This is a genomic window from Arthrobacter sp. MMS24-T111, from assembly GCF_054888995.1.
Genome location: NZ_JBTZRO010000001.1, coordinates 2,524,233 through 2,544,337 on the forward strand (window position 1 = coordinate 2,524,233; position 20,105 = coordinate 2,544,337).

The 20,105-nt window shown below is 66.3% G+C and carries 10 protein-coding genes, 2 tRNA genes and 3 pseudogenes; 10 read left to right on the forward strand and 5 right to left on the reverse strand.

Annotation, left to right across the window (positions count from 1 at the left end; translation table 11 throughout):
* Positions 1–8: 8 nt before the first annotated feature.
* Positions 9–1,240 (reverse strand): annotated as a pseudogene (locus ACX5I6_RS11905) (macrolide 2'-phosphotransferase).
* A 143-nt stretch (positions 1,241–1,383) separates the two neighbouring features.
* On the opposite strand from ACX5I6_RS11905, the gene nudC reads away from it, so the two are divergent.
* The 3 genes and pseudogenes from nudC to ACX5I6_RS11920 all read left to right on the forward strand — a co-directional run bounded on the left by nudC (position 1,384) and on the right by ACX5I6_RS11920 (position 5,245).
* Positions 1,384–2,406, forward strand: coding sequence for an NAD(+) diphosphatase (nudC, locus tag ACX5I6_RS11910; RefSeq protein ID WP_461840602.1), 1,023 nt, complete (start codon positions 1,384–1,386; stop codon positions 2,404–2,406).
* A gap of 55 nt (positions 2,407–2,461) precedes the next feature.
* Positions 2,462–4,595: pseudogene (locus tag ACX5I6_RS11915) on the forward strand (ATP-dependent helicase).
* Positions 4,592–5,245, forward strand: a complete 654-nt coding sequence (locus ACX5I6_RS11920; protein WP_461840603.1) for a YgjP-like metallopeptidase domain-containing protein — start codon at positions 4,592–4,594, stop codon at positions 5,243–5,245. The pseudogene ACX5I6_RS11915 and the gene ACX5I6_RS11920 overlap by 4 nt, the downstream one beginning before the upstream one ends.
* A 90-nt stretch (positions 5,246–5,335) precedes the next feature.
* Here the strand turns inward: ACX5I6_RS11920 and ACX5I6_RS11925 are convergent, their stop codons facing one another.
* Complete coding sequence (locus ACX5I6_RS11925; protein ID WP_461840604.1) at positions 5,336–6,775, reverse strand: zinc-dependent metalloprotease; 1,440 nt, start codon at positions 6,773–6,775, stop codon at positions 5,336–5,338.
* Positions 6,776–6,910: 135 nt separating this feature from the next.
* Here ACX5I6_RS11925 and ACX5I6_RS11930 point away from each other — a divergent pair, with 135 nt between their 5' ends.
* The 5 genes and pseudogenes from ACX5I6_RS11930 to ACX5I6_RS11950 all read left to right on the forward strand — a co-directional run bounded on the left by ACX5I6_RS11930 (position 6,911) and on the right by ACX5I6_RS11950 (position 12,737).
* Positions 6,911–8,113 carry a YlbL family protein gene (locus ACX5I6_RS11930; protein ID WP_461840605.1) on the forward strand — a complete coding sequence of 401 codons (1,203 nt, stop codon included), beginning with the start codon at positions 6,911–6,913 and terminating at the stop codon, positions 8,111–8,113.
* A gap of 163 nt (positions 8,114–8,276) precedes the next feature.
* Positions 8,277–11,255 carry a UPF0182 family membrane protein gene (locus ACX5I6_RS11935; protein WP_461840606.1) on the forward strand — a complete coding sequence of 993 codons (2,979 nt, stop codon included), beginning with the start codon at positions 8,277–8,279 and terminating at the stop codon, positions 11,253–11,255.
* Between the two features lie 120 nt (positions 11,256–11,375).
* Positions 11,376–11,449 (forward strand) — tRNA-Met (locus ACX5I6_RS11940).
* A 144-nt stretch (positions 11,450–11,593) separates the two neighbouring features.
* Positions 11,594–11,667 (forward strand) — tRNA-Met (locus tag ACX5I6_RS11945).
* A 136-nt stretch (positions 11,668–11,803) separates the two neighbouring features.
* Positions 11,804–12,737 (forward strand): annotated as a pseudogene (locus tag ACX5I6_RS11950) (cytochrome b/b6 domain-containing protein).
* Here the strand turns inward: ACX5I6_RS11950 and ACX5I6_RS11955 are convergent.
* The 3 genes from ACX5I6_RS11955 to ACX5I6_RS11965 all read right to left on the reverse strand — a co-directional run bounded on the left by ACX5I6_RS11955 (position 12,727) and on the right by ACX5I6_RS11965 (position 17,203).
* Positions 12,727–14,166: a cryptochrome/photolyase family protein gene (locus ACX5I6_RS11955; RefSeq protein ID WP_461840607.1), complete on the reverse strand. Its 1,440-nt coding sequence runs from the start codon at positions 14,164–14,166 to the stop codon at positions 12,727–12,729. The pseudogene ACX5I6_RS11950 and the gene ACX5I6_RS11955 overlap by 11 nt on opposite strands.
* Positions 14,167–14,254: 88 nt before the next feature.
* On the reverse strand, positions 14,255–15,043 hold the full coding sequence (locus ACX5I6_RS11960; protein ID WP_461840608.1) for a PspA/IM30 family protein: 789 nt from the start codon (positions 15,041–15,043) through the stop codon (positions 14,255–14,257).
* 108 nt (positions 15,044–15,151) lie between these two features.
* Entirely contained in the window at positions 15,152–17,203 is a 2,052-nt protein-coding gene (locus ACX5I6_RS11965) for a TPM domain-containing protein (protein WP_461840609.1), read from the reverse strand.
* Between the two features lie 282 nt (positions 17,204–17,485).
* On the opposite strand from ACX5I6_RS11965, the gene ACX5I6_RS11970 reads away from it, so the two are divergent.
* Both ACX5I6_RS11970 and ACX5I6_RS11975 read left to right on the forward strand, forming a co-directional pair.
* Positions 17,486–19,075: a S1C family serine protease gene (locus ACX5I6_RS11970; RefSeq protein ID WP_461840610.1), complete on the forward strand. Its 1,590-nt coding sequence runs from the start codon at positions 17,486–17,488 to the stop codon at positions 19,073–19,075.
* 237 nt (positions 19,076–19,312) lie between these two features.
* Positions 19,313–20,104 carry an electron transfer flavoprotein subunit beta/FixA family protein gene (locus tag ACX5I6_RS11975; RefSeq protein ID WP_461840611.1) on the forward strand — a complete coding sequence of 264 codons (792 nt, stop codon included), beginning with the start codon at positions 19,313–19,315 and terminating at the stop codon, positions 20,102–20,104.
* The last annotated feature ends 1 nt before the right edge of the window (position 20,105 follow it).

A 20,105-nucleotide genomic window follows, 5' to 3' on the forward strand; every position in this document is an offset into this window, starting at 1 on the left:
GGTGCGGCTCAGCCCTGTTTGACGTTTATGACCGAGATGGCGGCGGTGGAGGTGTCATCAGGCCCTTTGGTCGTCGGCGCCCCGTCCTCGGCGTCGGGTGCCTCCTCCACCGGGATGGGAGTCACATGCACGGCGGGCTGTGCGGGCGCTGCCGGTTCTGCCGGTTCTGCCGGGACCGGAACAACCGTGACGGCGGGCGAGGACCCCGAAGGTGCCGGGGTGGGCGCGGCCGCCGACGCGGTGCTCTCCGCGGGCGCCGGTGCAGCCGGCTTGGCGTTGTCCCGGTTTGCGGGGTCCGGAAGGGGTTCGACGCTGATGGGCTGGCCACCGAACTCGGCGATATCGCCGGCCAGGCTCTCCAGCATGCCTTCTGCCTCGCTGACCATGGCCTCATCACCCGCTGCGAGCCCCTTGACCAGGTATTGCGCCAGCGCGAACTCCGCTGACAGTGCAGCCCGGCGCAGGAGGTGCTGGTCCGGGGCGTCACGGCGGCTGGAGGTGTAGGCCTTCAGAACCGCATCCACGAAATCCTGCTCATTCGAAGCCACCAGCCAGGCGAAGTCGTCCGCGGGGTCCCCGATCCTCAGGTCCGTCCAGCCGGTGACCGCCGTGACCCGCCCTGACTCGATAAGCAGGTTGTCTTCGTGCAGGTCGCCGTGGACCACGCAGGGGTTGAAGCGCCACAGTGACACGTCCTCCATTGCGTGTTCCCAGCGGCGCAGCAACGCAGCCGGGATTTTACCTGTGGTCGCTGCTTGGTCCAGTCGTTCAGCCTCCGTTGGCGGAACTCGTTGGGGGTGTAGCTTGGGAGATCGGCGTTGCTCACCAAAGACCGGGGCAGGTCGTGGATGGCAGCCAGGGCGGTACCGATTTCGCGGGCGACGCTGCCCGGGCCGGAAGTCAATTCCTCGACGCTGCGCGTGGTGCCCGACAGGTGCGAGTACACGAAGGTGCTCAGCGTTCCCAGCCGTACGCTGCCGGCTACCGTGGGCATGAGGAAGGGCAGCTCGGCCCGCACGGCCGGAGCGAAAGCCCGCAATACAAGAAACTCCGTTTCCAGCCGGGCGCTGGCCTCCGCGTGCCGGGGCGACCTGACCCGCCAGCGCTTGCCTTCTGAATCCAGGAGCAGGGCCGAGTCGAAGTCCGCGGGATCATCCGGTGCAGAACTAACGGCCGTCGGCGTCAGTCCGGGGACTGCCGCGGTTGCAATGGCCGCCAGCTCAATCGGTTTTCTTCTCACCGTTCCACGGTAGATTGCCAGCTGTCCCAGACTGAGGTCTGCCGGCGGCGAGTCTTGAGATTGCTTGAATTCAGGGGGCGTTCCGCACACGCAAACCGCACTGTGAAATGTGAAATGTCCGGGGCAGTCAGTACGGTGGACTCATGAGCCATACGGAGTCTGTCCTGCCCGTTCACCAGGCTGCGCCGGCAGGGTTGCCCGCGAACCAGCTGGCGGACACCCTGCTCCCGGTGCGGCCGGCCCTGGTGGACCGGGGATCTGCTGCCCGCATCAGGCCCGGCATGATCGATGACCTGCTTGCGGGTCCGGATGCGGTGGCCGTCGTACTATCGGGCCGGCAGGGCCTGGTGCAGGAAAGCACCATGGTCCTCGCCCCCGCCAAGGAACTCCTGGCGGAGCTTGAAAGGGCCGGGGCAACCCCGCACCTCGTGGTGTACCTCGGCTCCGCACTGGCCGGCTCGGACCTCCCGGAGGGCACGGACCTGTTGCTGTTCGTCCTGCCTGAACCGCCCGAACCCGGTACGGCCGGCATCCCTGCGGATGCGGCCTGGGCGGGGTTCAGGGACGTCGCTGCAGGCCTGACCGCCACCTCCACGGCGTTGTTCGTGGAGTCCAGCGCCATCGCCAACTGGCACGCCGGCCACACGCACTGCCCGCGCTGCGGCACGCCGACGGAGGTGGAAGCCGGTGGCTGGGTCCGCCGCTGTCCGGCGGACAACTCCGAACACTATCCCCGGACCGATCCCGCGATCATCGTCACTGTCGTCGGCGCGGACGGGCGGCTGCTGCTCGGAGGCGGGGGTCCCCTGGACGCCATTAACTACTCCACCCTCGCCGGCTTTGTTGAGCCGGGCGAATCGCTGGAGCAGGCCGTCGTCCGCGAGATCCAGGAGGAAGTCGGGGTCCGGGTTTCGGCCTGCCAGTATCTGGGCTCGCAGTCGTGGCCGTTCCCTGCCTCCCTTATGCTTGGATTTACCGCCGTCACCGAAGACACCCAGGCAACGCCCGACGGCGTCGAGGTCACCAGGGCCCGCTGGTTCAGCCGCGAGGAACTCCAGGAAGCCGTGCTCAGTGGCGAAATCACCATTTCCAGCAGGCTCTCGATTGCCCGCTCACTGATTGAGCACTGGTACGGCGGCCGGATCCGGGACCTGACCGGAGCCTAAGTAATTCCATCCACCAGACTCCAACACGCGGTAGTCGAGAAACAAAGCAGCAGAAGTGACTACAGAGAATTTTGACGGCGCAGCCTCCCTTGAGGACCGGATCCTCGGTGGGCTGGACGCAGAACAGCGTGAAGTGGCCAGCACCCTCAACGGTCCGCTGTGTGTCCTCGCGGGAGCGGGTACGGGCAAAACCCGGGCCATCACGCACCGCATCGCCTACGGCGTCCATTCGGGGGTCTACACGCCCCAGCGGCTGCTCGCGGTGACCTTCACCGCCCGGGCCGCGGCCGAGATGCGCAGCCGCCTGCGTGACCTGGGTGCCGGCAATGTCCAGGCAAGGACCTTCCATGCCGCCGCGCTGCGCCAACTGCAGTTCTTTTGGCCGCAGGCCGTGGGCGGCACCCTGCCGAACCTGCTGGATCACAAGGCCCAGATCCTCGCCGAGGCCGCCCGGCGGCTGAGGCTGAGCACCGACCGTGCGTCCATCCGCGACCTCGCCTCGGAGATTGAATGGGCCAAGGTGTCCATGTTGACGCCTGCCAACTACCTGGAGAACGCGCAGGGGCGCGGCGCACCCGGTGGTTTCGACCTCACCGCAGTGGCTCGCGTCTTCCAGTCCTACGAGGACGTCAAGACGGACCGCAACGTGATCGACTTCGAAGATGTGCTGCTGATTACGGTGGGCATCCTGCAGGAAGACGAAAAGGTGGCGGCCACGGTCCGGGAGCAGTACCGGCACTTCGTGGTGGACGAATACCAGGACGTCTCCCCGCTGCAGCAGCGGCTCCTCGAACTCTGGCTTGGCGGCCGCGACGAGCTATGCGTTGTCGGCGACGCCAGCCAGACCATCTACTCCTTCACCGGAGCATCCCCCGGCACCTGCTGGACTTCAAGACCCGCTACCCGCAGGCCAACGTGGTCAAGCTCATCCGGGACTACCGCTCCACACCCCAAGTGGTGAAGCTGGCCAACGACCTGCTGGCCGGCCGGCGCAGCGGCGGCCCTGCCGCCGACGCCGCCTGGGCCACGCCCCTGCAACTCGTGGCCCAGCGTCCCGCCGGCCCCGTGCCCCAGTTCACCGAATGCACGGACGACGAAGCCGAAGCCGCCACCGTGGCGCAAAAAATCAAAGCGCTGCTCGACGCCGGGACACCGGCCAGCGAGGTAGCTGTCCTTTTCCGTACCAACGGCCAGTCCGAGGCCTACGAACAGGCACTGGCAGCTGCGGGAATCGGCTACCAGCTGCGGGGCGGCGAACGCTTCTTCGCGCGCAAGGAGGTCCGGGACGCCATCCTCCAGCTCCGCGCCGCCACCAGGGCCGTCAGTGAAACGGATTCCCCGGAACCACTGGGCCAGTTGGTACGGGACATTGTTTCCTCCCTCGGCTACACAGATTCCGCACCGCACAGCGGTGGCGCCCTCCGCGAGCGGTGGGAGTCATTGGCGGCGCTGGTGGCACTGGCCGATGAACTGGCGCAGAACCGCGGTCCGGAATTCGGGCTCGGCGACTTCGTCAACGAGCTCCAGGAGCGGTCCGTTGCCCAGCACGCCCCCACCGTGCAAGGCGTGACGCTCGCGTCCCTGCACGCAGCCAAGGGATTGGAATGGGACGCTGTGTTCCTGGTGGGGCTCAGCGAAGGCCTGATGCCCATTTCCTTCGCGGATTCGCCCGAATCGGTCGACGAGGAGCGCCGGTTGCTCTACGTCGGGATTACACGCGCCCGCGAACACCTCTCGCTTTCGTGGAGCACGGCGCGGACTCCCGGCGGCCGGGCCAACCGCAAGCCGTCCCGTTTCCTCGACGGGCTGCGGCCCGACTCCGTCGCCAGCTCCAGCGCCCGCGGCAAGGGACCGGTTCCGCGCCGCAAGGCGGCCGCTCCGGCAGTCTGCCGGGTTTGTGGCAGCATGCTGTCCACCGGGGCGGAGCGCAAGGTGGGCCGCTGCAACGCGTGTCCCCCAGCTACGAGGAACAGACCTTTGACGCCCTCCGGAACTGGCGGCGCGACGTCGCCCAGTCCGCTGACGTTCCCGCTTTTGTCGTCTTCACCGACGCCACCCTCACGGCGATAGCGGAGGCGCGGCCGGCATCCCTCGAAGAACTTGCCGGGCTTGCGGGCATCGGTCCTTCCAAGCTTGAACGCTATGGGGAGGACGTCCTGAAGGTCCTTGCCGAAAGCAGCGTCCTGTGAGGCGCGGCAGCCCGCCAGGCGGCCACGGGCAGCCCGCCGCAGTCCTGACAACCACCGGTGGATCCCCCGTGGAGGTGCGGCGGTCGGCGCGCCGCACCCGGACCGTCGCGGCATTCTGGGAAGACGGCACCGCGGTGGTCGCCATCCCGGCCCGGTTCACCGCGGCCCAGGAACGTGAGTGGGTCCACCGGATGCTGGCAAAGCTGCACAAGCAGGGGGAGCGGCGCACCGCTTCCGGCCGGCGGCGTCCCGCCACCGACGAAGCCCTGGCGGCCCATGCCGCCCAGTTGTCAGAGACATACCTTGGCGGCCGGGCGGCGCCTACATCGGTACGCTGGGTCGGCAACCAAAACTCGCGGTGGGGTTCGGCGACTCCCGCCGAGGGGACCATCCGCTTGTCGGACAAGCTGCGCCCGATGCCCCAATGGGTGATCGACTACGTGCTGTTGCACGAATTGGCGCACCTGCTGGTGGCCTCGCACAACGCGGCATTCTGGCGGCTGCTCGAGGCCTATCCCGACACCGCGCGGGCGAAGGCGTTCCTCGAAGGTGTCTCGTACGCCACCGCACGGGGCCTGGACAAAGACGCCGCCGCCCCGGACCGCGTGCCCAACACTGCCGGTGACCCCTGGCCGGGCGACGCCGACTAGGACCACCCAACGCTCAACGTCCGGCGCCAACCGCGCAGCCGGGCTTAACGAACCGGCGTGGCCGGGGAACCCCGGCCGCGCCAACAATTATCAGCTCTTCGGCTGGTCCGGACCGCCGTCGTCATCCTTGTCCGGGCCGCCGTTGTCCGTGTCGGCGGCGGTGGAACCGTCAGCGTCGGGCCCCTCGTCAAAACCGCCGCTCAGCAACTTCTGCAGGGCGTCGTCGACCTCGCTGTCGCTCGCTTCGGCGAGCTTCCGGCGGGAGCTGAAACCCTTCGGGTCATCGAGGTCTTCGGCGGTGGGCAGCAGGTCGGGGTGTTGCCAGATGGCGTCGCGGCCTGCAATTCCACGCTCATCTTTCAGCGTTGCCCACAGCGTGGCGGCGTCGCGCAGGCGCCGGGGCCGCAGCTCCAGCCCCACCAGGGAGGCAAATGCGTGTTCGGCCGGACCGCCGGTGGCCCTGCGGCGCCGCACCGTTTCCCGGAGGGCGCCGGCGGAGGGCAGGAGTTTCTCGGTGGCGGCGGCGGTGAGTTCGTCAACCCAGCCTTCCACCAAGGCCAATGCTGTCTCGAGCTTCTCCAGTGCCTGCTCCTGTGCGGGGGTCCGCTGCGGCATGAACACGCCCTGGGAGAGGGCCTCCTGGATGCCTTCCGGGTTGCTCGGGTCAATGTCCCGGGCGAGCTCCTCGATGCGGGAGGTGTCGATATGGATGCCACGGGCGTAGGCCTCGATGGCACCCAGCAGGTGGCCACGCAGCCACGGCACCTGCACGAACAGGCGCGCGTGCGCGGCCTCCCGCACGGCAAGGAACAGCCGGATGTCGTTCTCGGGCAGCGACAGGCCTTCGCCGAATGCCGCGACGTTGGCCGGCAGGAGCGCCATTTCAAGGTCGGCGAGCGGGACGCCAATGTCTGTGGAGCTGACGACATCCTTGGACAGGGCCCCGATGGCCTGGCCCAGCTGCATGCCGAAGATGGCCCCACCCATGTTCTGCAGCATCGAGGAGGCGCCGCCCATCATGGACTTCATCTCCTCGGGCATCTGCTCCGTCATGGCCGAGGAGAGGGCATTGGCGATGCTGTTGGCCACCGGTTCGGTCAGCCGCTTCCAGGTCCCCAGGGTTGCTTCCACCCACTCGGCACGGGACCAGGCTTTGCCGATCAGCCCGGTGGCGGGCAGGTCCGTTACCGGGTCCAGCCACAGTTCGGCCAGGCGGAGTGCTTCGTCGACGTCCCGCGACTGCTGCCCGGTGACCGAGGGATCCGAACTGCCGGCGGCGACGCGCCGGGCGTTGTCGTGCGCCAGAGTCCAGTTGACGGGGCCTTCGGACGGCGCACTCATCATCGCCTGCACCTGGGAGAACATCTGGGCCAGCAGGTTGGGGTCGTCGGGCAGGCCGGCAGCCTTGGCGAGCTCGGCGGGGTCGAAGTTTTCCATCCCCTTGCCGCCCATCAGGTTCTGCAGCATCTCGGTCAACGGATCCTTGGGATTGTCGTCGCCGTTGGACGGATTGAGTGGGTTGGAGGTCATGGTCCCGCCGATCGATGGTGTGACTGTTGATCAGTCTTCACGGTACCCCGGTGGGGCGCGGCTGTCTGCCGCCCGCCGCCGTCGTTCGCTCTAGGCAAAGCGCCCGGGAAAGCTTCACCGCGTACTGTTGATGGGGTGACTACAACCCGTGGCGGCCATTCCTCCGAGGACCACGTTCCCGAGCTTCGCCCCTTCTCCGGTCCGGAACCAACGGGAGGCAACAGCCCCCTTGACGGCGAGGACGGCGGCGGCTCGGCAGGGGGCACGGTTGCGGACGACGGCGGGCGGCCGGGCAGGCGCCTGTCCACCATGATGGTTGCCGGGCTGGCGGCGCTGGGGCTGGGCATCGCTGTTGGCACCCTTCCGGTGCCGTATGTCATTGAGTCCCCCGGGCCCACGTACAACACGCTGGGGGAGAGCCAGGGGCATCCGGTCATCAGTGTCACCGGCCATGAAACCTACCCTGCGGCCGGAAGCCTGGACCTGACCACGGTCTATGTTGACGGCGGTCCTACCGGCTCCGTCAGCATCCTCAGCGCCTTCTCCGCGTGGCTGGACAGCTCCAAGGCCGTGTACCCGGAAGAACTGATCTACCCCACGGGTACCACCAAGGAAGAGGCCCAGGAGCAAAGCGCGGTGGCCATGACCACGTCCCAGGAAAACGCCGTCGCGTCGGCACTGAACGAACTCAAGATTCCTTTCAGCCAGCAGCTCCAGGCCGCGGACCTGTCAAAGGATTCCGCGTCCGCCGGGAAGATCCAGCAAGGCGACGTCCTGAAGGCCATCAACGGCAAGGACATCACCTCCCTTTCCGTCATCCAGGATGAACTGGCGGCAGGCAAGGGTGCACCCGCAACGGTCACGGTGGAGCGCGGAGGCCAGCCGGTCACCTTGGACATCACACCCAAGGACAACGGCCAAGGCCGGTACATCCTTGGCGTCATGCTCAAGTACCTGTTCAATTTCCCCTTCCAGGTGCAGATTTCCCTGGACAAGGTGGGCGGACCGAGCGCAGGGCTCATGTTCTCGCTGGGCATTATCGATACCGTGACGCCGGGTGACCTCACGGGCGGCAAGCACATCGCGGGCACGGGCACCATCGCCCCGGACGGCACCGTGGGCCCCATCGGCGGGATCGCCCAGAAGATGCGCGGTGCCCGCGCGGCCGGCGCCACGCTCTTCCTCGCGCCCGCCGGCAACTGTGACGAGGTGGCCGGCCATGTCCCGGACGGCCTCCAGGTGGTCCGGGTGGAAAACCTGTCCCAGGCCCGGCACGCGGTGGAGGCCGCAGGCAGCGGCCAGGACATGTCCGGCCTGCCGACCTGCGCAAACAACTAGACTGGGCGCAACTAGAACCGACAGGAACTAAGCTCCACCGCCACTCGTGGCACAGATGACGGACCAAACCAGCCGTTTTGGCCGGTAGGTACGTCGCTCGCACGCTTCGAATATTCTGACGACCAGCTATGAGGTACCCAGTTTGTCCCGTCCCGCCAGCACCATGCCCACAGGCAGACCCCCTTCACGTCGAGGCGCCCTGACGCCCACCCTGATCGTTGTCGCCCTGGTGGTTGTGGGCTTCATTTTCTTCGCCAACGTCTGGACCGACGTCCTCTGGTACCGGCAGCTGGGCTTCATCGAGGTCTTCATCACGGAGAACCTGGCCAAGATCGCCACGTTCGTGGCCGGCTTCGCCCTCATGTTCGCGGCCGTTTTCTTCGCGATCCGGATCGCCTACAACGCGCGGCCGGTGTATGCGCCGGACTCGGAGATGCGGGACAACCTTAACAGGTACCAGGCCCAGCTTGAGCCGGTCCGCCGGATTGTCATGGTGGGGCTTCCGGTCCTGTTCGGCCTGTTTGCGGGCAGCGCGGCGGCGAGCCAGTGGCAGAAGGTGCTGCTCTTCTTCAACCAGGTGGGCTTCGGGCAAACCGACCCGCAGTTCAACATGGACATCAGCTTCTACCTGATGACCCTGCCCTTCCTGGGGTTCGTGACCGGGTTCCTCATCAGCGTGGTGGTTATTGCCGGCATCGCGGGGATCCTCACGCATTACCTTTACGGCAGTATCCGGCTCATGGAGCGTGGCGTCTTCACCAGCCGCGCGGCACAAATCCATATCGCCGTCACGGGTGCGGCCTTCCTGGTGCTCCTGGGGGTCAACTTCTGGCTGGACCGCTTTTCGTCCGTGCAGAACAACGGCGGCCGCTGGGCCGGTGCCCTGTACACCGATGTCAACGCCGTCATCCCCACCAAGGCCATCCTCGCCGTCGCGGCCGCCCTGGTGGCAGTCCTGTTTATCGTCGCTGCCGTCATCGGCCGCTGGCGCCTGCCGGTGATCGGCACGGCCATGCTGATTATTACGTCCATCCTGGCCGGCGGCGTCTACCCGTGGGTGATTCAGCAGTTCCAGGTGCGTCCGTCCGAGCAGACGCTGGAAAGCCAGTACATCCAGCGCAATATCGACAACACCCGCAAGGCCTACGGCCTGGACGGCATCCAGGAAACCCGCTACGACGCCACCAACACGGCCAGCACCGGTGCGCTGGCACCTGATGCCCAGACCACCGCCAACATCCGCCTCCTGGACCCCAACCTGATCTCGGACGCCTTCGCGCAGCTGGAACAGTACCGCCCGTACTACCAGTTCCCCAAGGCCCTGAACGTGGACCGCTACGAGGTGGACGGCAAGATCCAGGACACCGTGATCGCGGTGCGCGAGTTGAACCCCACCAACGTGCAGACCAACCAGCAGGGCTGGCTGAACCAGCACGTGGTGTACACGCACGGCTATGGCGTCGTGGCCGCCAAGGGGAACAAGTTCACGGTGGATGGCAAGCCTGAGTTCCTGCAGTCCGGCATCCCTTCCACCGGCGTCCTCGGCAGTGATTCCACGTACGAGCCGCGGATCTACTTCGGCGAGTCCTCGCCGGAATACTCGATCGTGGGCGCACCTGACGGCGCCCAACCGCGCGAACAGGACCGCCCCTCCGGCAAGGAAGGGGAAGGCGAAACCCAGTACACCTTCAAGGGCAACGGCGGCCCGAACGTCGGCTCCTTCTTCAATAAGGTCCTGTACGCCATCAAGTTCCAGTCCTCGGACCTGCTGCTCTCGGACGGCGTGAACTCCGAGTCGCAAATCCTGTATGACCGGAACCCCCGCGAACGTGTCCAGAAGGTGGCCCCGTACCTGACGGTGGACGGCGGATCCTACCCGGCGCTGGTGGACGGCCGGGTCAAGTGGATCGTGGATGCCTACACCACCAGCCAGTACTACCCCTACTCGCAGCAGAAGCAGCTCTCCGATGCGACGGCTGACTCCCAGACCAGTTCCGGCCGCGCCGTGGCGCTGCCCAACAGCACGGTGAACTACATCCGGAACTCGGTCAAGGCCACGGTGGACGCCTATGACGGCTCGGTGACCCTGTATGCCTGGGACGATACAGACCCCGTCCTCAAGGCCTGGCAGAAGGTCTTCCCGTCCTCGCTGAAGCCGTACTCGGAGATGTCCGGTGCGCTCATGAGCCACGTCCGCTACCCGGAGGACCTCTTCAAGGTCCAGCGTGAGCTCCTGGGGCAGTACCACGTGACGGAGCCCACCAGCTTCTACAAGAACAACGACGTGTGGAGCACTCCGGCCGACCCCACGGTGAGTACGGATGTCAAGCAGCCCCCGTTCTACATGTCCCTGCAGATGCCCGACCAGCAGAAGCCGGCGTTCCAGCTGACGTCGTCGTTCATTCCTCAGATTGTCAATGGAAACGCGCGGAACGTCCTTTATGGCTTCCTGGCCGCCGACTCGGACGCCGGCAACCAGGCGGGCGTGAAGGCCGACGGCTACGGCAAGCTGCGGCTGCTGCAGATTCCGCCGGAGACCCAGGTCCCCGGGCCCGGGCAGGCGCAGAACAAGTTCAACTCGGACCCCACCGTGTCGCAGGCCCTGAACCTGTTGCGGCAGGGCGCCTCGGATGTGCTGAACGGCAACCTGCTCACCTTGCCCGTGGGCGGCGGCATCCTCTATGTCCAGCCGGTCTACCTCAAGTCGACAGGCGAAACCTCCTATCCGACCCTGCAGCGCGTTTTGGTGGCATTCGGTGACAAGGTCGGCTTCGCGCCCACGCTGGACGCAGCCCTGAAGCAGCTCTTCGGAGGCGATTCGGGTGCAGCGGCCGGTGACTCGGCCAACAACGGGCAGACGCCGGCCGGACCGGCCGCGCCTTCGACGCCGGCGGAAGCTGATGCGAAGGCACAGTTGAAGGCGGCCCTGGATGAGGCCAACTCGGCTATCCAGGCGGGCCAGGCGGCATTGGCAGCCGGCGACTTCGCCGCCTATGGCGACGCGCAGAAGAAGGTGTCCGCCGCCCTGAAGAAGGCGATGGACGCCGAAGCCAAGATTCCGGTCACGGCTCCGGAAGCAACGCCGGCACCGGCAGCCTCCGGCTCACCTTCGGCGACGCCGTCCCCGTCAGCGAGCCGCTAGTCCGACGACGGCGGCCCGGCATCCCAGCCTCCACGGGCGCGGGTGCCGGGCCGGCGTAACGGACGTCACGCCTCCCCGATTTGGCCTCCGGTTCACCTCCCGGTAAAGTAGTTCTTGCGACGCGGGGTGGAGCAGTTCGGTAGCTCGCTGGGCTCATAACCCAGAGGTCACAGGTTCAAATCCTGTCCCCGCAACTGGAAGACGGCCCGAACATTGGGAACAATGTTCGGGCCTTTTGCTTTGCCCGCGCAACATCGCCAAGCACTCGGGTAGCGTGTCCCAGTGGTTCTCGAGGTGGTCGGGACGGCTGCAAAAGTAGGGTAGTGTTGATCAAGCGACGCGGGGTGGAGCAGTTCGGTAGCTCGCTGGGCTCATAACCCAGAGGTCACAGGTTCAAATCCTGTCCCCGCAACTTATGGAGGCCCCGCCGGCAGTTACGCCGGCGGGGCCTTCTTTTTGCCTGGATGCGCACAGTTCCTAGTATTCTCTTTCGAGGACCCCACGATCCGTGGGCAGCCACACGCCATTCTTGAGAGGTATGTTGTTCGATGGCCACACCCACGAAGAAGCCCGGCACCGCGACGGGTAAGCGGTCCCGGCTCTACTGGGCGGTTCCGGCCGTCCTCGTGGCACTGGTCCTGGCAGTGCTGGCTGCCAGGCTGCTGATGGGACTGCCGGCGGTTGCATCGTTCGTGGCCGATTACCCGGGCCGCTCTGAACTGCCGCCCTCCGCCCCTGTTGGGTTCCCGGCGTGGCTCGCCTGGCAGCATTTCCTGAATGGTTTCTTCCTGCTCCTAATCATCCGCACCGGGTGGCAGGTGCGGACCACCACCCGTCCCAGCGGGCATTGGACCCGCAACAACAAAGGCTTGATCCGGACCAGGAACGCGCCCACCAAGATCAGCCTGGAGCTTCTGGTTCCACCTGACGCTTGACACCCTGTGGATCCTGAACGGTCTGGTCTTCGCTGTCCTGCTGTTCGCCACCGGACAGTGGATGCGGATTGTCCCCACAAGCTGGGATGTGGTTCCCAATGCCCTCTCTGCCGCGCTGCAATACGCCTCGCTGGACTGGCCCACGGAGGACGGCTGGATCAACTACAACGCGCTGCAGCTCCTGGCCTACTTCGTCACCGTCTTCATTGCCGCCCCGCTGGCGTTCATCACCGGCCTGCGGATGTCCTCCGCGTGGCCAAAGAAGGCAGCCGGGCTCAACAAGGCCTACCCGATTGAATGGGCGCGTGCCGTCCACTTCCCCGTGATGATCTACTTCGTCGCCTTCATCGTGGTCCACGTCTTCCTGGTGCTCACCACCGGCGCCCTGCGGAACCTGAACCACATGTACGGCCTCAGCGACGACGACGGCTGGTTCGGTTTCTGGGTTTTCCTTGCGTCCGTGGCGGTCATGGTGGCTGCCTGGTTCCTGGCGCGTCCGATCTTCCTGCGCCCCATCGCGTCCCTTATGGGCAAGGTCAGCCGCTAGCCTCAGAGTCTTTGAGCTGCTGGTAGGTGTTCAGCGCCCGCTCCCGCGATTCCGGCAAGTCCACGAGCGGTTCCGGGTAGCCTTGGACCCCTGACTTCCAGGGTTCGTGGATGGCTTTGCCGTCCAGCTCCGAAAGTTCCGGGATGAACTCGCGCAGGTACCTCCCTGCGGCGTCGAATTTCTTGCTCTGCGTGACGGGATTGAAGATCCGGTAGTACGGTGAGGCATCGGCGCCGGAACCCGCCACCCACTGCCAATTGGCCGAGTTGTTGGCGGCGTCCGCGTCCACCAGGGTGTCCCAGAACCATTCCTCGCCGATCCGCCAATCGGTCAGGAGGTTCTTGACCAGGAAGGATGCGGCCGCCATCCGGACCCGGTTGTGCATCCAGCCCGTCTGCCACAGCTGCCGCATGCCGGCGTCCACCAGGGGATAGCCCGTGTTTCCGCGCTGCCACGCCGCAAGTTCCCGCTTGCCTGGCGACCCCCACTGAAACCTGTCGAACGCCGGCCGGAAGTTTTGCGTGGCCAGGTCCGGATTGTGGTACAGCAGATGCCAGTTGAATTCGCGCCAGCCCAGTTCCGAGCGGAATATTCCGACGTCGGCAGGGACTTTGCGGGGGTGGCGGCGGCGGATCTCGCGCCACACGCGGAACGGGCTGACCTCGCCGAACCGCAGGTATGGTGACAGCCGGCTGGTGCCGTCGGTGCCGGGAAGGTTCCTGCCAGTGCCGTATTCCTCGATGGGGCCGTCCAGGAACTCCTCCAGGCGGTGTGCTGCGCCCTTTTCGCCCGGCTCCCAGGCCTCGGCCAGGCCGCCGCTCCAGTCGGGGGAGGTGGGCAGGAGCGCCCAGCTGCTGAGCGTGTCGGAGGCGGGCAGTCCCCGGCCCGAGGGGGCAGGCTCGGCCAACGTCCCAGGAGCCTCCAGGGGGTCGCGGATGTCCGCGGCGGCCAGGCAAGCCCGCCAGAAGGGGGAGTAGACCTTGTACGGGCCACCGGCGCCCGTGGTAATGGTCCAGGGCTCGAAGAGGAGGTTGGCCTGGAAGCTGGCGGCTTCGATGCCGTTGCTTCCCGCCCAGTCCTTGATCCCGGCATCAATGGTCCGCTCGGGCAAGCCGTACCGCCGGTTCCAAAATAGGTGCGACGCCTTGGTCCGGGCAGCCAGTTCCTGGATGATGCCGGCCGCGGGACCGCGGCGCAGTACCAGCCTGGAACCTTTGCCTTCCAGGTCCGCTGCCAGCGCCACCAGGGAATGGTGCAGCCACCAGCGGGCAGCACCACCCAGCGGGCGTATCCCTTCGGATTCCTCGTCGAGGATATAGACCACAGTCATGGGAGCGCCCAGGCGGGCCGCGGCGTCCAGCGCCGGGTTGTCGTCCAGGCGCAGGTCGTCGCGCAGCCATACCAGGGACGTTTCTTCAGTGGATGCCATACCACCACGCTACACACTGGAGGCAAGGCAATGGCCGGGACACCGGTCCCGGCCATTGCCTTGTTCCACGCTTCGGATATCCCGCTGGTTAGAGCTTGTCGAAGTCGGCTTCGTCCACCGTGGAACCGGACGTTGCTGCCTGGCTCCCTGCGCCGAGGGCAGGCTTTCCTCCTGCCTTCAGGGCTGCCAGCCTTGCTTCGATCTCCGTCTGCTCTCCCAAGTCTTCCAGCTGGTTGAACTGGGCATCGAGGCTGGACGCGGCAAGTTCCTCCTGCCCGCGTACCTTGGCCTCCTCACGGCGGATCTTCTCTTCGAAACGGCCAACTTCGCTGGTGGGGTCCATGATGTCGATGCTCTTGATGGCGTCGTGCACCTGGGACTGGGCGGCGGCGGTCTTGGACCTGGCGACGAGTTCGTTGCGCTTGCTGGTCAGCTGGTTGAGCTTGTTCTTCATCTGGTCCAGGCCCACCTTGAGCTTGTCCACGATTTCGCGCTGGGAGGCGATGCTCGGCTCAGCGCCCTTGGCTTCACTCTCGGCCGCCATCTGGCGCTGCAGGGCCACCTTGGCCAGGTTGTCGAACTTCTCGGCGTCGGCGACATCGCCGGCGGCCCGGAATTCGTCAGCCTTGCGGGAGGCGGCAAGGGCCTTGTTGCCCCAGTCCTGGGCGTTCTTGATGTCCTCGTTGTAGTCGTCCTCGAGCATCCGGAGGTTGCCAATGGTCTGGGCCACAGCGGATTCGGCCTCTGCGATGTTGTTTGTGTAGTCGCGGACCATCTGGTCCAGCATCTTCTGCGGGTCTTCGGCGTTGTCCAGCAAAGAGTTGATATTTGCCTTTGCCAATTGCGCGATCCGGCCGAAAATGGACTGCTTAACCATGGTGTTTGCCTTTCGTCCTGCTCTGTGTTGACCCACTGGAACCGGTGCACAGTGGTGTACTGCTGCTGTCCGCCGGCCGGATTGCTCCGGGGTGTTCCGGCGGAGGGTCTAGAAACTGCCGGAGTCGCCGCCGCCAAAGTCGCCGCCGCCGAAGCCGCCGGAGTCTCCGCCCCAGCCGCCACCGCCGCCGGAATCTCCGCCCCAGCCGCCACCGCCGCCCCAGCCGCCGTGGCCGCCGTTCAGGATGGAGTTGATCAGGATGCCACCGAGGATGGCACCGCCCAGGCCGCCGCCCCCGCCGCCGCCAAACATGCCGCCCCGGCCGAAGCCCTGGTTGGCGTAGCCGTCAAAGTGGTCGACGTCTGCCTGTGCCAGTTGTGCCGCCTGCGCCGCCAGGGCGTGGGCCTGCTGTGCATAGGTCAGGGCCGTGACCGGATCTGTCCGTGCGATGGAGAGGGCGTAGTCGAGGTTGCGCTGGGATTCGGCCAGTCGGGTCCGCGCCTCGGTGCCAACGCCGCCGCGCCGCGCGGTGATGTAGTCGGAGGTTGCGCTGATTTGGGCTTGCGCGGACATGATGGTTTGCTGCAGGGATGCCTGGGCGCGCCGCGCCTGCTCCTGCTGGTCCCGGATGCCGGTCAGGGCCTGGTCCAGGGTCTGGTGCGCGCTTTCGACACGTTGCAGGGTGGCGGCAGGATCGATCTTCCCGGCCTGGATTTCGTTCTTTACCTGGGCAAGGGCCGCCTCGACCGCAGCCACGGGCCCGGCCAGTTCGGCGTGGGTTCCGGCCTGGATCATGGCCTTTGCCTGCGCCAGGTCCTGCGCCGTGTCCACCACCGCCGTTTCCACGCTGTTGCGGGCCTCATCGAGGCTGGCGGACAGCTTGGAGATGGCGTCCAGGAGGACGTTGGTTTGATGCAGGCTCTCCTCGGCTGCGCGCACTGCCACGGCCGCGAGGCTCTGCTCGCCCCCGTCCAGCTTCTGCTGTGCGGTTGCCGAGGCGTTCTGCACGAAGGCCAGCCGCTCCTTGGCCTGGACGATGTTGTCCGAAACCTGAGTCAGCGCGCTGTCCGCGTACTTGGACCGCATCGCGGCAAGCGACTGCTCGGCAGTGGCAATCTTGGCGTCCGCGTCCCGGGCTCCGGCGTTGACGGCCGCGAGGGCCTGGGGCGCGTTCTTTTCCAGCTCACGCAGCGAGTCGAAGTCCGCCTTCTGCTCCTGCAGGGAGGCCAGGGCGGCCTCGGACCGGCGGATAATCTCGCCCAGCCAGGTGCGCTGCTGTTCCTCGGTGTCGGGAATGTGGTCATCAAGCTGCTGCTGCAATTTGAAGGACTCGCCCATGTGGGCTTTGGCTTCCTCCAGCGCTTTGGTGAAGTTTCCTACGGCCGAGTCGCCGTACTGCGCCTGCGCGAAGCCGAGTTCCTGTTCGCTGGACTTGATGGCGTCATCTGCCTCGATCAGGAGGGAGCCGCTCTTGCGGCGGAGTTCCTCCACGCTCAGCGAGGCCAACGGGTCCAGCTCGGCACCCTGGGGGCCGTAGCTGCCAGTGGACGCCTGGGCGGCAGCCTTCTTCCGGCGGTTCCGGTAGTACAGGTAGGCGCCGCCTCCTGCCACCACGACGCCGGCTCCAACCAGGACCGCGGCGCCCGCACCGTCACCGGAGGACACATTGCCGCTGCCGCCGTTGGCGGCATCGCCGATTGCTGAGGCAGTGTCGATGGCAGCCTGCGCGTAGTCCTTCTTGCCCCCGGCCAGGTTGGCTGTGACTGCGTTTTGGCTGATGTTGGCCTGCTTGGACCGGATGGGGCTGCTCGAATTCGTGACGAAGTTGAACTTGCCGTCGTCAACAGCGATTGCCAGGACGGCGTCGGCCCTGCCCATGCTCCTCAGCTCAGCCACTTTCTGCGTCCACTGGGCCGGATCGGTCGGGTTGGTAAAGGTCTTCACCGTGACCACATACAGGTTGTACTTGTGGTCTTTCAGCAGCTTCTGGATGGCGTCCTGGACTTCGCCCTTCCGGCTGCCCAGGACGTTGGCATTGTCAACAATGTTGGTCCCGGAGGGAATGGTCACCGGGTCTTCGGCCCAGGCCGCGCCGGCGGGAACCGCGAGCAGCCCGGCAAGGCCGATCACGGCGAGGAAACGCTTGAACTTTGACCGCATGTGCAACCCTTCAGCACGCCTGACACCGACTCGGGACGAATCAGTCGTCGAATCCAGCAGCGCCCCCACGCTTGGTGTGAAGCCGCAGGTCGCTGTGGCAATTCATCTTGATTCTATGGTGCACCCCACAGCCAGTCCATGCGGCCGAATATGCCGCCAGCGAAACGCACGGCGGGGTTTTACGGGAACGCCATGACGTTCAGGAAGCTTTCAGCAAACATCCGAGCTTGTTCCAGCGGGACGGGTCATAGTTAATGGCAGACAAGGATGAAAGGAAGTCCCATGACTGAGAATCACACGCCAGGACCGGTCCCGGAGGGCAACGCGGGCGGCCGGAACCCCTGGCAGCAGCAGGACCCGCAGCAGCCCGGAGCCGGCCCGGCGGCCACTCAGTCCGGGGACGGGGGCAATGCCGGCCACGAGCAGGATCGCTACGGCGCTGCCGACCAGCAGCACAACCCTCCGGAACGGCTGGACAAGCCGCAGGACCACACCCAGGAGCTACCCGGCGCTCCACGCCCCGTTTACCCGCAGCGCCAGCCCTTCTACGGCCAGTCCGGATACTACGGCCAGCAGCAGAACGGCCAGCCGGGCCAAGGCGCGGGGCCCGGTATGCAGCACGGAGGTGTCGGCCTGGCGCCCAATCCCAAGGATGCACCGCGCCGGAAGGCGACCTTCGGCATCGGCACCCTTATCGCCAGCATCCTCGCCGCTGGGCTTGTGGGCGGCGGCGTGGCAACGGTGGGGGCAGGTGAACTGTTTGGAAACGCCGGCTCCAGTACCTCGTCGGTGGGCGGCAGCAACCAGCCGGGAACCGTCATCGTGAACAACAAGGATGACGTCAACGCGATTACTGCCGCAGCCGTGAAGGCTTCCCCCAGTGTGGTCACCATCAGTGCGACCAGCGGCAGTTCCGGCGGCACCGGTTCGGGCATCGTCCTTGACGACCAGGGACACATCCTGACCAACACCCACGTAGTTACGCTGGACGGCCAGACAGCCAACGCCACCCTTGAAATCCGCACCAGCGACGGCAAGGTCCTTCCCGCGAAGCTGGTGGGCACGGACCCCCTGTCCGACCTCGCGGTGATCAAGGTGGACGATACCTCAAGCCTCACCCCAGCCACACTGGGGGATTCCTCCAAGCTCAACGTGGGTGACACCGCAATCGCCATCGGATCACCGCTGGGGCTGACCGGGACTGTGACGGACGGCATTGTGTCCACGCTGAACCGGACCATCAGCGTGGCATCGTCGGCAGCCCCGCAGGGCGGTGACAACAGCCAGGGCGGTGACCAGGGCTTCCAGTTCGCGCCTCCGGGCGGCGGACAAAGCCAGCAAAGCTCTAGCCAGGGATCCATCGCCATCAACGTCATCCAGACCGACGCCGCGATCAACCCCGGCAACTCCGGCGGCGCGCTGGTCAACAGCAAGGGTGAGATCATCGGCGTGAACGTGGCCATCGCTTCCGCAGGCTCCGGCACCTCGACCTCCCAGAGCGGCAACATCGGCGTCGGGTTCAGCATCCCGATCAACAACGCCAAGCGCGTGGCACAGGAGATCATCGACAACGGCAAGGCCTCCCATGGCCAGCTCGGTGTCAGCGTCAAGGCGAAGAGTACCTCCGGGGCATCCTCGGAATTCTCGGTAGGCGCCGACGTAGCCACGGTTGACGCCAGTTCGCCGGCTGGGAAGGCCGGGATCAAGGTCGGCGACGTCATCACCAAGTTCAACGACCTCAGCATCGGTGAACCGAACCAGCTGACCGCGGCAGTCCGCGAGCAGCCGGCAGGTTCCACGGTCAAGATCACGGTCCAGCGCGGCGGCAAGGAGCAGACGTTCGACGTCACGCTCGGCGCGGCAGCCAGCTGACACGCCCAAGCCATCACGACGGCGGCGTCCCCACCCCGGGGGCGCCGCCGTCGGCATGTCCGGCGCAACGGAAAACGCAACGGAAAACCTGACACAGGCGTTAACGGAAGAGGGCGCCCGGACGCGCCGATATGGTTAGCTAGGAGCTACCCGCCTGCCGGGCATTCCGCGGCCATGACCCACCCGGCTGGCTGTCCACAAGCATGGAAGGCTGCTGTAACCACAGTGGAAGAGACATTGAAGATCGTAGTCCTGGTCAAACATGTACCGGACGCCCAGTTCGACCGTCACCTGGGTGGCGAGGGCAACACCGCGGACCGCGACGAGAGCATCCTGTCCGAGCTCGACGAATACGCCCTGGAAGCTGCCCTGCAGCTTGCCGAGGCCCGAGGCGGAAGCAAGGCCGGCAACCGGGTCATCGCCCTGAGCATGGGTCCTGCCGGCGCCGTCAACGCCGTGAAGAAGTCTCTGCAGATGGGCGCCACCGAAGGCGTCCACCTCACGGACGACGCGCTCGCCGGCTCGGACGCGGCCGCCACCTCGCTGGCGCTCGCGGCTGCCGTCCGGCACCTGGGCGGCGTGGACCTGGTCCTGACCGGGATGGCGTCCACCGATGGCGAGACCTCGCTGGTCCCGGCCCAGCTGGCTGAGCGGCTCGGGCTGCCGCAGGTGACCTTCGCTTCCTCGCTGGAGGTCGACGGCGGCCGGCTCACTGCCCGGCGCGATGCCGACACGTCATCGGAAACCGTGGAAGCAGCGCTGCCCGCGGTCGTGTCCGTCACGGACCAGATCAACGAGCCCCGGTACCCCAACTTCAAGGGCATCATCGCGGCCAAGCGCAAGAGCATCACTACGCTGTCCCTCGCCGACATCGGCGTGGACCCGGCCCAGGTCGGCTTTGCCGGGTCCTGGACCACCGTCACCAGCGCCGAAGAGCGGCCGCCGAGGACCGCCGGCACCATCATCACCGACGAGGGCGACGCCGGCATCAAGCTGGTTGACTTCCTGGCCGCCCAGAAGCTGCTCTAAG

Excerpts from the sequence above, each read along its gene's own strand:
- nudC (WP_461840602.1), top strand. The coding sequence starts at position 1,384 with ATGAGCCATACGGAGTCTGTCCTGCCCGTTCACCAGGCTGCGCCGGCA.
- ACX5I6_RS11925 (WP_461840604.1), bottom strand. The coding sequence starts at position 6,775 with ATGACCTCCAACCCACTCAATCCGTCCAACGGCGACGACAATCCCAAG.
- ACX5I6_RS11935 (WP_461840606.1), top strand. The coding sequence starts at position 8,277 with ATGCCCACAGGCAGACCCCCTTCACGTCGAGGCGCCCTGACGCCCACC.
- ACX5I6_RS11955 (WP_461840607.1), bottom strand. The coding sequence starts at position 14,166 with ATGGCATCCACTGAAGAAACGTCCCTGGTATGGCTGCGCGACGACCTG.
- ACX5I6_RS11960 (WP_461840608.1), bottom strand. The coding sequence starts at position 15,043 with ATGGTTAAGCAGTCCATTTTCGGCCGGATCGCGCAATTGGCAAAGGCA.
- ACX5I6_RS11965 (WP_461840609.1), bottom strand. The coding sequence starts at position 17,203 with ATGCGGTCAAAGTTCAAGCGTTTCCTCGCCGTGATCGGCCTTGCCGGG.
- ACX5I6_RS11970 (WP_461840610.1), top strand. The coding sequence starts at position 17,486 with ATGACTGAGAATCACACGCCAGGACCGGTCCCGGAGGGCAACGCGGGC.